Origin of the sequence: Pseudomonas fluorescens, assembly GCF_000967965.1 — a bacterium.
Classification (GTDB): domain Bacteria; phylum Pseudomonadota; class Gammaproteobacteria; order Pseudomonadales; family Pseudomonadaceae; genus Aquipseudomonas; species Aquipseudomonas grandcourensis.
Genome location: NZ_LACC01000011.1, coordinates 525,042 through 536,845, shown reverse-complemented (window position 1 = coordinate 536,845; position 11,804 = coordinate 525,042). Strand labels below are relative to the sequence as shown.

12 protein-coding genes are annotated in these 11,804 nt (G+C 59.7%); 8 read left to right on the top strand and 4 right to left on the bottom strand.

The annotated features are described in order from the left end of the window. Nucleotides 1–192: 192 nt before the first annotated feature. From pqqF to VC35_RS09410, 7 genes are all read left to right on the top strand, one after another. Nucleotides 193–2,622: a pyrroloquinoline quinone biosynthesis protein PqqF gene (gene pqqF, locus VC35_RS09435; protein ID WP_046039450.1), complete on the top strand. Its 2,430-nt coding sequence runs from the start codon at nt 193–195 to the stop codon at nt 2,620–2,622. A 158-nt stretch (nt 2,623–2,780) separates the two neighbouring features. Beyond that, nucleotides 2,781–2,855 carry a pyrroloquinoline quinone precursor peptide PqqA gene (pqqA, locus tag VC35_RS28805; protein WP_003444522.1) on the top strand — a complete coding sequence of 25 codons (75 nt, stop codon included), beginning with the start codon at nt 2,781–2,783 and terminating at the stop codon, nt 2,853–2,855. Nucleotides 2,856–2,933: 78 nt separating this feature from the next. Then, nucleotides 2,934–3,845, top strand: coding sequence for a pyrroloquinoline quinone biosynthesis protein PqqB (gene pqqB / locus VC35_RS09430; RefSeq protein ID WP_046039449.1), 912 nt, complete (start codon nt 2,934–2,936; stop codon nt 3,843–3,845). 142 nt (nt 3,846–3,987) lie between these two features. Then, complete coding sequence (gene pqqC / locus VC35_RS09425) at nt 3,988–4,740, top strand: pyrroloquinoline-quinone synthase PqqC (RefSeq protein WP_008051584.1); 753 nt, start codon at nt 3,988–3,990, stop codon at nt 4,738–4,740. After that, the gene (pqqD, locus tag VC35_RS09420; RefSeq protein ID WP_015097086.1) at nt 4,737–5,012 is read left to right on the top strand and encodes a pyrroloquinoline quinone biosynthesis peptide chaperone PqqD; all 276 of its coding nucleotides are present in this window, start codon (nt 4,737–4,739) and stop codon (nt 5,010–5,012) included. The genes pqqC and pqqD overlap by 4 nt, the downstream gene beginning before the upstream one ends. Then, nucleotides 4,984–6,156, top strand: a complete 1,173-nt coding sequence (gene pqqE, locus VC35_RS09415) for a pyrroloquinoline quinone biosynthesis protein PqqE (RefSeq protein ID WP_046039445.1) — start codon at nt 4,984–4,986, stop codon at nt 6,154–6,156. The genes pqqD and pqqE overlap by 29 nt, the downstream gene beginning before the upstream one ends. Further along, complete coding sequence (locus VC35_RS09410; protein ID WP_046039444.1) at nt 6,122–7,948, top strand: S9 family peptidase; 1,827 nt, start codon at nt 6,122–6,124, stop codon at nt 7,946–7,948. The genes pqqE and VC35_RS09410 overlap by 35 nt, the downstream gene beginning before the upstream one ends. Nucleotides 7,949–8,032: 84 nt before the next feature. On the opposite strand, the gene VC35_RS28800 is transcribed toward VC35_RS09410, so the two are convergent. The 4 genes from VC35_RS28800 to VC35_RS09390 all read right to left on the bottom strand — a co-directional run bounded on the left by VC35_RS28800 (nt 8,033) and on the right by VC35_RS09390 (nt 10,479). Then, a complete protein-coding gene (locus VC35_RS28800) occupies nt 8,033–8,191 on the bottom strand; it encodes a YqaE/Pmp3 family membrane protein (protein ID WP_003228885.1) in 159 nt (52 codons plus the stop codon). Between the two features lie 83 nt (nt 8,192–8,274). Continuing rightward, on the bottom strand, nt 8,275–8,595 hold the full coding sequence (locus VC35_RS09400; protein ID WP_046039442.1) for a helix-turn-helix domain-containing protein: 321 nt from the start codon (nt 8,593–8,595) through the stop codon (nt 8,275–8,277). Then, nucleotides 8,588–8,944: a type II toxin-antitoxin system RelE/ParE family toxin gene (locus tag VC35_RS09395; RefSeq protein ID WP_046039441.1), complete on the bottom strand. Its 357-nt coding sequence runs from the start codon at nt 8,942–8,944 to the stop codon at nt 8,588–8,590. The genes VC35_RS09400 and VC35_RS09395 overlap by 8 nt, the downstream gene beginning before the upstream one ends. Nucleotides 8,945–9,195: 251 nt before the next feature. After that, nucleotides 9,196–10,479, bottom strand: coding sequence for an aspartate aminotransferase family protein (locus VC35_RS09390; RefSeq protein ID WP_046039439.1), 1,284 nt, complete (start codon nt 10,477–10,479; stop codon nt 9,196–9,198). A 169-nt stretch (nt 10,480–10,648) separates the two neighbouring features. On the opposite strand from VC35_RS09390, the gene VC35_RS09385 reads away from it, so the two are divergent. Next, on the top strand, nt 10,649–11,578 hold the full coding sequence (locus VC35_RS09385) for a LysR family transcriptional regulator (RefSeq protein ID WP_046039438.1): 930 nt from the start codon (nt 10,649–10,651) through the stop codon (nt 11,576–11,578). The last annotated feature ends 226 nt before the right edge of the window (nt 11,579–11,804 follow it).

The window sequence follows — 11,804 nt, the reverse complement described above, 5'->3', positions numbered from 1 at the left end:
GCTTTAAGGCACAACCCGAAGGGCCGGGCCTGCTGTTGTGCAGGGCCGCGTTGCTCGAAGCTTATTTGGAACAACCAAACCACGCTTCTCGCGCCTTGCCCTGCACAACAGCAGACCCGGCGCGGCGCGGAAACTAATTGAGAACGCCCCCTAATCCGCTAGCATTGGCACTTCACTGTTCTGGAAGTGCCCATGCCCGCGCTGAATCACCCTCGCCCCCCTACTGAAACCCTGGCCAATGGTCTGCGGGTGACGTTGCGTCATGCCCCGAATTTGAAGCGCTGCGCAGCAGCGTTGCGGGTCGCCGCGGGCAGCCATGATGTGCCGCTGGCATGGCCTGGCCTGGCGCATTTTCTTGAGCATTTGTTGTTTCTGGGGACTGAGCGTTTTCCTGCGGACCAAGGGCTGATGGCCTACGTCCAGGGCCATGGCGGGCAAGTGAATGCGCGGACCAGCGAGCGCACCACAGATTACTTTTTCGAATTGCCGATCCAGGCATTTGCCGGTGGACTGGAGCGTCTGTCAGACATGCTCACCCATCCGCGTATGAATCCGGACGATCAACAGCGGGAACGGGAAGTGCTGCATGCGGAATTTATCGCGTGGTCGCAGGATGCCGAGGCGCAGCAGCAGTTTGCGCTGTTCAATGGCCTCGCCGAGGCTCATCCGCTACGGGGTTTTCATGCAGGCAATCGTGACAGCCTGCCAGTGGATCAAGCCGATTGTCAGCAGGCTTTGCAGGATTTTTATCAGCGCTATTACCAGACCGGGCAAATGACCCTGAGCCTGGCCGGGCCGCAGAACCTCGATGAATTGAAAGCGATGGCCGAAGCCTTTGGCAGCGTCATTGCCAAAGGCGAAACAGTCTCGCAACAAGCGCCTACACAGCTGATGGACTCGCCGAACAAAAGTTATCAACAGGCTGGCGAAGGCCGTCTGGACCTGCTGTTTGCCCTCGAAACACTGCCTGACAACTCTGCCGAAGCGCTGGCATTCCTGTGCCACTGGCTGAATCTGGAAAAACCCGGAGGCTTGTTGGCGGACCTGCGCGAGCGCGGGCTGGCCGATCACCTGAAAGCCCAGCCGCTGTACCAGTTCGCCAGGCAAGCCTTGCTGCATATCGAATTCACCCTGCCCGCCGCCGACTCGGCACCAGGCATCCGCGAACGCCTGATGGACTGGCTCGGTTTCTTTGCCAAGCAAGACTGGAACCGATTGCGCGAAGAGTACGCCACCCTGCTCCAGCGCCAGCAGCAAATCAGCAGTGCCTTGCAACTGGCTCGACTGGACAGCGAACAACGTGAATTCGGGTTAACCGAGCAGGGCGTTACAGCCCTCAAGCAAATCCTCCAACAAATCGGCGCTGTGGATAACTTCGGCGGCCCATGGCAATTGCCGGCACCCAACCCGTTCCTGCACTCCGAAGCAGCGGCAGCCAACGCCGGATTGATTCGCGGCCAGACCAGCGCCCACCGCGGCCTGCGCACGTTTGCCCAGGACCGCTCGCGCAGCCGTCGTGAACGTTCGCCGATGCAATTCAGCCAGGCATGGCCGGATAACGGTGTTGAAGGTGCGATTTATCTGCGCTGGCGTCTGGACTCGGCTCCCGGCAGCCACCTTCAATCACGGCTGGAAAACCACCTGCAACCGTTACGCGAAGACGCGCACCAAGCCGGTGTGGATTTGTCCTTCAGTGCGTCGGGCAACGAATGGCTGCTCAAACTGAACGGGCTACAGGAGCCGATGCCCAGCGTCATGGAGTATGTGCTGAAAGAACTGACAAAACCTGATGCCGCTGTCTCACAAGCCGAATCGACGAGCGTTGCGTTGATACCGATTCGACAACTGCTCAAGGCATTGCCCGATCACTGCCTCGGGCACACCGCGAACTCGGACGACATGCAGTCACTCTGGTCGAGTGCGCGATGGGATGGGCTGGCCATCGGGTTATCGGCTCAGACTCAAGCGGCCATGGGCCTGGCCTTGAGCCGCATACCCGGCACACCGGACAATCAACTGACGCCGCCCTCATCGATCCTTGCACAGCATCTGTGGAGCACTGTCGATACCGCTTCCGGTGAGCACGCGTTGCTGCTGTTCTGTCCGACAGCCACCCAGGAAATGGCCGACGAAGCCGCGTGGCGTTTGCTCGCGCATGCCTGCCAGACACCGTTCTACCAACGCCTGCGGGTGGAGCTGCAACTCGGCTATGCGGTGTTCAGCGCCCTGCGGCAGATTCACGGGCAAACCGGGTTGCTGTTTGGCGTGCAATCGCCAAGCGTTGCACCTGCGGAGCTGCTGCAACACATCAAGCAATTCCTGAATCGATTGCCGGAACTGATCAACGCACTCGACGACACCACCTTCAGCGCTCAACGCCAGGCCTTGGCGGACCAGTTTTCCAGCGCGGCGCTCACCACGGTTCAAGCGGCCGAATTACTCTGGCAGGGCAAGCTGGCTGGCCGTTCGTCGGAATATCTGACGCAATTACCCGAGGCCATTGTGCGCATTGACCGGACCGCTCTGCTGGCTGCGGCCCAACGCCTGAATCAGGCCGAAGGCGGCTGGCTGTGCCTTGCCAACAGCGCTGCCCCTGGCGCGTCATGGCAAGCGGCAAAATGATCATTACCGGGGCTGCAAGGAGCTTTCTCAAATTTTCACGGGCAATTTCTTTGAAATTTTGAGTAACATAGCAACCTAACTATCTGGAACATCTCTGACTTGAGGTGGACTATACCTATAGATAGCGCTGTCCCACCTTACCTGAAGGAGTTCAATTTATGGCCTGGACCAAACCTGCCTACACCGACCTGCGTATCGGCTTTGAAGTCACCATGTACTTCGCCAGCCGCTAATCTGCCTTGGCAGACTGCAGCTAACGCCTCGGTTATCCCGAGGCGTTTTATTTTCAGCGTTGAAATGATGGAGCGTCCATGTTTGTCCAGATTCTAGGTTCCGCTGCCGGCGGAGGCTTCCCCCAGTGGAACTGCAACTGCGTGAACTGCGCGGGCTTTCGCAGCGGCAGCCTGCGGGCCAAGGCGCGGACGCAATCGTCCATCGCGATTTCCGATGACGGCGTGAACTGGGTGCTGTGCAACACCTCCCCGGACATCCGCGCCCAACTCCAGGGCTTCGCCCCGATGCAGCCGGGCCGCGCCCTGCGCGATACCGGGATCGGCGCGATCATCCTGATGGACAGCCAGATCGACCACACCACCGGCCTGCTCATGCTGCGTGAGGGCTGCCCGCATCAGGTCTGGTGCACCGACATGGTCCATGAAGACCTGAGCACCGGCTTTCCGCTGTTCACCATGCTCAACCACTGGAATGGCGGGCTGACCTGGAATCGCATCGAACTCGATCAAAGTTTCAGCGTCCCAGCTTGCCCGAACCTGCGCTTCACTCCGCTGCCTTTGCGCAGTGCTGCACCGCCCTACTCACCGCATCGCTTCGACCCGCATCCAGGCGACAACATCGGTCTGATCGTCGAAGACCTCAACACCGGCGGCAAACTGTTCTACGCACCGGGCCTGGGCAAGGTGGATGCAGCGCTTCTGGAAATCATGGCCGGCAGCGATTGCCTGCTGGTGGATGGAACCTTGTGGGATGACGATGAAATGCAGCGTCGCGGCGTCGGTACCCGCACCGGTCGGGAGATGGGGCACCTGGCGCAGAACGGCCCCGGAGGCATGCTCGAAGTGCTTGAGCAATTGCCCAACCAGCGCAAAGTACTTATCCACATCAACAATACCAACCCGATTCTTGATGAGGATTCGCCGGAGCGCGCAGAGCTGGATCGGCGCCAGGTTGAGGTGGCGTATGACGGCATGAGTATTGTGTTGTAGCGGATGGCCCTATCGCGAGCAAGCTCGCTCCCACAGTTGACCGCGTAACCCTGTGGGAGCGGGCTTGTCGGATCGCCGCACCGCCGCGAAAGCGTCCGACCAGACACCCAAGATTTCAACGGTTGTACACCGGAGAACCGCAATGACCGACACCCCAATGTCCCCCGCAGAATTCGAAGCGGCCCTGCGCGCCAAGGGCGCCTATTACCACATCCATCACCCCTATCACGTGGCGATGTACGAAGGTCGGGCGAGCCGCGAACAGATCCAGGGCTGGGTCGCCAACCGTTTCTACTATCAGGTGAACATCCCCCTGAAGGACGCGGCGATCCTCGCCAACTGCCCTGACCGCGAGATCCGCCGCGAATGGATTCAGCGCCTGCTCGACCACGACGGTGCGCCCGGTGAAGACGGCGGCATCGAAGCTTGGCTGCGTCTGGGCCAGGCCGTGGGCCTCGACCCCGACCAACTGCGTTCCCAGGAACTAGTGCTGCCCGGCGTACGCTTCGCCGTGGACGCCTATGTCAATTTCGCCCGCCGCGCCAGTTGGCAGGAAGCCGCGAGCAGCTCGCTGACCGAACTGTTCGCCCCGCAGATCCACCAGTCGCGCCTGGACAGTTGGCCCCAGCATTACCCCTGGATCGACCCGGCCGGCTACGAGTATTTCCGCACGCGCCTGGGCCAGGCCCGGCGTGATGTCGAGCATGGTCTGGCGATCACGCTGCAGCACTACACCACCCGTGAAGGCCAGGAGCGCATGCTGGAAATTCTCCAGTTCAAACTGGACATTCTTTGGAGCATGCTCGATGCCATGAGCATGGCCTACGAACTGAAACGCCCGCCGTATCACAGCGTGACCGGGGAACGGGTCTGGCACAAAGGAATCACCTTATGAGTTTCGATCGCAGCAAGACCCCGACCTGGCGCCCCGGCTACCGCTTCCAGTACGAGCCGGCGCAAAAAGGCCATGTGCTGCTGTACCCGGAAGGCATGATCAAGCTCAACGAAAGTGCCGCGCTGATAGGTGGTTTGATTGACGGTGAACGGGATGTCGCGGCCATCATCAATGAGCTCGACCAACAGTTCCCCGGCGTGCCCGAGCTCGGAGACGACATCGAGCAATTCATGGAGGTTGCCCGTGCACAGCACTGGATCGAACTTGCCTGATTCATCGGTGCAAGTACCACCCAAACCCGAGATCGGCCTGCCGCTGTGGCTGCTCGCCGAGCTGACCTATCGCTGCCCGCTGCAATGCCCATACTGCTCCAATCCGCTGGATTTCGCCGAGCAAGGCAAAGAGCTGAGTACCGAACAGTGGCTCAAAGTGTTTCGCGAAGCGCGGGAAATGGGCGCCGCGCAACTGGGCTTTTCCGGTGGCGAACCGCTGGTGCGCCAGGACCTCGCCGAGCTGATTGCCGAAGCCCGCAAACTGGGTTTCTACACCAACCTGATCACCTCCGGCATCGGCCTGACCGAGCAGAAAATCAGCGATTTCAAGAAGGCCGGTCTCGATCACATCCAGATCAGTTTCCAGGCCAGCGACGAGCAGGTGAACAATCTGCTGGCCGGTTCGAAAAAGGCCTTCGCGCAAAAACTGGAAATGGCCCGGGCGGTGAAGGCCCATGGTTATCCGATGGTGCTGAACTTCGTCACCCATCGGCACAATATCGACCAGATCGACCGCATCATCGAGCTGTGCATCGCCCTGGAAGCGGACTTCGTCGAGCTCGCCACGTGCCAGTTCTACGGCTGGGCGCAACTCAATCGCGTCGGGCTATTGCCGACCAAAGAACAACTGGTGCGTGCCGAACGCATCACCAACGAATACCGCGCCAAACTGGAAGCCGAAGGGCATCCGTGCAAGCTGATTTTCGTCACCCCGGACTATTACGAAGAACGCCCGAAAGCCTGCATGAATGGTTGGGGCAGTATTTTTCTGACGGTCACGCCAGACGGAACCGCGCTGCCCTGTCACGGTGCCCGACAGATGCCGGTGCAGTTTCCCAACGTGCGCGACCACAGCATGCAACACATCTGGTATGACTCGTTCGGCTTCAACCGCTTTCGTGGCTACGACTGGATGCCCGAGCCGTGCCGTTCCTGTGACGAGAAAGAAAAAGACTTCGGCGGCTGCCGCTGCCAGGCGTTCATGCTCACCGGCGATGCCAGCAATGCCGACCCGGTGTGCAGCAAGTCGCCACAACACGGCGTGATCCTCAAGGCCCGCGAAGAAGCCGAACACGCCACCCAGACCATCGACCGACTGGCCTTTCGCAATGAACGAAACTCACGCCTCATCGCCAAAAGCTGAGCCTTTCAGCGCTGCCAAAGCCGTGGCCGCCGGTATCGATTTTGCCGAACTGCAGGTCGGTCGGCAGGGCCTGTTCTGGAACGAGTACCGTCCCGAAGACGCAGCGTGCCGGATCTGGCATTGGCGCGATGGTGCAGCGAAATGCCTGACGCCACCGGGGTTCAGTGTGCGCAGTCGGGTGTACGAATATGGTGGCGGCGCGTTTTGTCTTACCGACGACGGTATCGTTTTCGTCAACGAGGCCGACCAACAGTTGTATCGGCAATCACTGCAAGACGAAGCGCCCGAAAGGCTGACCTCTGGAGCCTGCCGTTATGGCGATCTGCAGTTCGCCAACGGGCAAGTGCTGGCGGTCGAGGAGCATCGCGACCAACACCGACTGGTGGCGATCGATCTGTCGGATGGCACACGTCACCTGCTGACCGAGGGTGCTGATTTCTACGCGGCACCGACGCTGAGCCCTGATGCCCGGCGCCTAGCCTGGATCGAGTGGAGTCGCCCGGATCAGCCATGGACAGCGACCCGCTTGATGGTTGCCGAACGCCTCGCCAACGGCGGTTTTGCCGAGGCTCGTTGTGTGGCGGGCGACGGCGTTCAAGAGTCTGTGCAACAACCGCGGTTTGATGCCGACGGTCGCTTGTATTGCCTGACGGATCGAGCGGGTTACTGGCAGCCATGGAAAGAATCTGAAAAAGGCTTGAACCCAATGCCAAGTGCCAGCGCCGACCATGGTCCCGCGCCCTGGCAACTCGGCGGCAGCACCTGGTTACCGCTCAGCGACGACAGTTATCTGGCCAGTTGGACCGAGGGCGGGTTTGGCCGATTGGGCATAGGCGGCGATTCCAGCGCTGACTTCACCGGCGACTACAGCCGCTTCCGCCATCTCGCCGTGGATGAGCAGTTCATCTATTGCATCGCCGCGTCGCCCGTCAGTTCAACCGCCGTCATCGCCATCGACCGCCAGAGCCGGCAAGTGCAGGTGCTGGCCGGCGGCATCGCACCGCTTGCCCCCGAACAGATCAGCCGCCCGCAAACCTTGCGCTACCCAAGCGGCTCAGGCGAAGCACACGGCTTCTTCTACCCGGCGATGACCGGCGAGGCGAAACCGCCATTGGTGGTGTTCGTCCATGGCGGACCGACCTCGGCGTGCTACCCGATGCTCGATCCGCGTATCCAGTACTGGGCCCAGCGGGGCTTCGCCGTGGCCGACCTCAATTATCGTGGCAGCAGCGGTTATGGCCGGGCCTATCGCCAGGCACTGCACCTGAGTTGGGGCGATGTGGATGTGCAAGACGCCTGCGCCGTGGTCAGCTACCTCAAAGAACACGGCTTGATCGATGGCGAGAAGGCGTTCATTCGCGGCGGCAGTGCCGGCGGTTACACCACCCTTTGCGCCTTGGCCTTTCACAACGTGTTCCGCGCCGGCGCCAGCCTGTATGGGGTCAGCGATCCGGTGGCGCTGGGGCGCGCGACCCACAAATTCGAAAGCGACTATCTGGACTGGCTGATCGGCGATCCGCAACTGGATGGCGAACGCTACGCCGCCCGCACGCCGCTGCTGCATGCCGGCAACATCCGCGTGCCGATGATCTTCTTTCAAGGAGAACTGGATGCCGTGGTCGTCCCGCAGCAGACCCGCGACATGGTCACGGCGCTGCAAGACAACGGCATCCTGGTCGAAGCGCATTACTACGCGGACGAACGCCATGGCTTTCGCAAGGCCGGTAACCAGGCCCATGCGCTGGAGCAGGAGTGGTTGTTTTATCGGCGGGTGATGGATTCAGTGGACTGAAGCCCGCGCTCATTGCCGAAACGGTGGCGTCTCAATCGCGAGCAGGCTCGCGAAGGCGGTCTCCCTGCCGACGCTCAGCTCAGCTCAGCGCTTGGCGATGATGTACACCGCATGCACGATCCCAGGAATGTAACCGCACAACGTCAGCAGAATATTCAGCCAGAACGCCCCGCCGAATCCTACTTGCAGAAACACACCCAGTGGCGGCAACAGGATGGCGATGATGATGCGAATAAAGTCCATGGGACAGCTCCTGATTGGGGTGGACTCGTTCGAGCCCTACAGCTAATCGACCTGTGCCGTTTGTCAGGGTTCAGCCCGATTCCTCAGGCCAGTATCTCCAGACCGTGTTTGCGCACGATACTCAGCAACTTCAGCGCCATGCCACTGGGGTGCTTATCCCCTGCTTCCCATTGCTTGACCGTGGAAGCGCTGGTGTTCAGGTAGCGCGCAAACACCGGTTGGCTGACATTGTTGCGCTCACGCAATGCCTTGATCTCTTGCGCGGGAATCGCATCCGGCACCCGTGCAAGACAAGACTCATCGAATTCACGCATGGTCGCCTTGCTGATTGCACCTATGGCGTACAAGGCACTAGCCGATTCGTGGATCGATTCCGATAGCTCACTTTTGAATTTTTTACTCATTTGGTATCTCCACAAACTCCTTTGCATCCAGCAAACGCTGAATTTCCATTTCGGTCAGTCCACCATATGTCTTGGCCAACGCTCGCAAGTCGAGCAAATGCCTGGGACTGATATTGCTCTGATCTTTCTTTGCGTACAGGAACTGATAGACCCAATGAGCACCGCCCTTGGCCAGGATAATCGAGCGATGGCGGTTGGCATTCAAACGCTTCTTCCAGACCCCGCCGCCCAAATTGTCAGCCTGACCATTGAGCATTTCGGTGAATGCCTCCTGGAGTTCGTCATCACCGATCCAGGCCTTGGCAGCCTGCATTGCGAAGCGCTTTGTCTTGAACAGCCTTGGTGACATCGGCATCCCTTCCATAAAACATACCACTTGGTGGTATAGAATTCAAAACCAACGCGACAGCAACGCCGTTTCGCTGGCACCGGCAGTCCCTGCCGATTCACGCTAGAAAGCCATTGATGCGCCAACCGCTCAAGCCGAGATTGCCTTTGGAAAAACCCGGCCAAAAAAAAACGCCCCACGCCAAAAGTGTCGGGCGTGGGGCGTGCGTATTACCGCGAGACGGTTCTGGAGTGTGTGCAGGGCGCGTCTGATCAGACGGCAATCCCTTTGCGGCACTGCAATTGCGCGGTGCGTACTCGGGAGAAGGCCCGCGCCAGGCGCAGGAGCATTTCATCGATGTTGGCGTTGCTGACATTAAGCGCAGGGGTAAAGCGCAGGCAGTCGGGTTGCGGGGCATTGAGCAGCAAGCCTTCGTACAGCGCGGCCTTGACCACCGCGTCAGCGGAGTCGTCCGACAGCGTCAGCCCCCAAAGCAGCCCTTGTCCGCGCAACTCGCCGTGATCGTAACGATGGGCCAGACGCGTCAATCCTTCACGCAGGTGTTGCCCGGCTTCTGCGACGTGTTTGAGGAAATCCTTGTCCTGCACGGTATCGAGCACCGCAAGTCCCGCCGCGGTCATCAACGCATTACCGTGATGAGTGCCAGTCACCTCGCCAGTGTCGAAACAGCAAGCTTTGCCCCGCGCCAGCAGCGCGGCCAATGGCACACCGCCGCCCAAGCCTTTGCCAAGCACGACGATATCCGCCGTGACGCCGCAGGACTGTTCCGCGAGCAAGGTGCCACAACGGCCGATGCCGGTTTGCACTTCGTCGAGGATCAACAAAATACCGAGTTCACGGCACAAGCGTTCGACGCCCTTGAGGTAGTGCGCGGTGGCCGGGATAACGCCGGCTTCGCTCTGGATCGGCTCGAGCATGATCGCTACGGTCCGTTCATCCACGGCCGCATGCAACGCTGGCAGATCATTGAACGGGACACGACTGAAGCCTGGCAATTGCGGCTCGAATCGGTTGATCAATGTCGAACTGTCCGACGCCGAAATCGTCGCCAGGCTGCGGCCATGGCAACCGTTGTTGGCCACAATGATTCGCGACGCACCGCCGCGATGTTGTTGACCCCATTTGCGCGCCAGTTTGATCGCCGCCTCACAGGCTTCGCTGCCGGTATTGAGCAGGTAGGCCTGATCACTGCCGGTGCTGGCACACAGATATTCGGCGAGGCTAAGCATGCCGCGGTTATGCAGACCGAAACCCGGATTGATCAGCGACTGAGCCTGGGCTGTGATTGCATTGACCAGTACCGAAGGGCTATGACCGAGGCAGTTGGCCCCGCCGCCTTGGGAAAAGTCCAGGTACGCACGGTCATCACTGTCCCACAACCATGAACCCTGGCCACGCACAAACACCTGTTTCGGCCGCTCGACACTGGGCATCAAGTACTCGCTGGAAAGGTTAACGCCTTGGGATGGCCGGGAGGCGTCCAAGACCAGATCATCAAGACTGAGAGGACTGCGGCGCAGACTGAACAGGTTCATCTGAAAAAAAACCTTTTGAGGTTTTTTGCCTTACCTATGTAAATACCATCGAAGCAAAGGGTATTCATCGCGCTCTGTGGCCCTGTAAGCCCTGTGAATGCGGTTAGACTAGGCTCAGGTGAGGCATTCAGCCATTTCGATTTCCCAGCATTTTCGATAAGTAATACTTATGGATTTCAAGCAACTGCGTTATTTCGTCGCGGTCTATGAAGAAGGCCACGTGGGCCGGGCCGCCGAACGCCTGTCCATCTCCCAGCCGGCGCTGTCCCAGCAAATCCGCCACCTCGAGCAAAACCTCGAGGTGAGCCTGTTCGAGCGCAGCAGCAAACGCCTGTTGCCGACCCTCGCGGCCCATACGCTGTACAACCACGCACTGCCTTTGCTCGATGGTCTGCAACGGGCACGGGAAGCGCTCGGCAACTTCAAGGGTCAGGCGCTGCGCACCCTGGCCATCGGTGTATTACAGACCGTGCACACCAGCCTCGTTCCGCAGATGCTCGAGCGGGTGCGCAAGGCGCAGCCGCATCTGGTGGTGCAGATCTATGAACTGACCGGGCTGGAAATCGAGCGGCGACTGCTCAACGGTTCTCTGGATATCGGCATCGGCTACCTGCCGCCCCGCCAGCCTGGCTTGCATGGCGTGATGCTGTACGAAGATGAACTGACCCTGGTCATCCCGGCAGAGCATCCACTGCGTGAATTCAAGAAAGTGTCCATGAGTCAGGCCGCTGAACTGCCGATGTTGCTGCTGGGCGAGGAATTTCAGATCAGGCAGATCTGGCAGGCACAGCTGACAAGCCTTGGTCGTCGTCCACAGGTGCAAGCCGAACTGAACAACATGGCCGGCATCCTCGACAGCCTGCCCCACACGCGCCTGGCGACGGTATTGCCCGGACGCTCGCAAAAGACCCATGGCAACCACGAATTGCTGTGGAAACCCCTGAGCGAACCTCGAGTGCCGCTGAAAGTCGGTTTGGTGTGTCGGGATGTGCAACGGCAACAGGCCTCGCTGGCATTGCTGCGGACATTGCTGGAAGAGGTGATAAACGGCCCGGATGGACGCCTGAACAGCGTGCAGACGCTGGATGGGACAAGCTGAAAACTTTTCTTCAGGCAAAAGAAAACCCCGCCGAAGCGGGGCTTTGCAGACTGTTTCCCTGACATCCATTTCACTCCACCGTCCTGGCAGAATCCTACGTGTCCCTGTTGTTGCTTTGCGCTTCCTGCGCTACGTCCATGAGAAGTAGATTAGCTGTGGATCCAATTTGCATCTATGGGAGAACAGCAGCACGTTATGTAAGAGAATGCTTACATAACGTTACTTC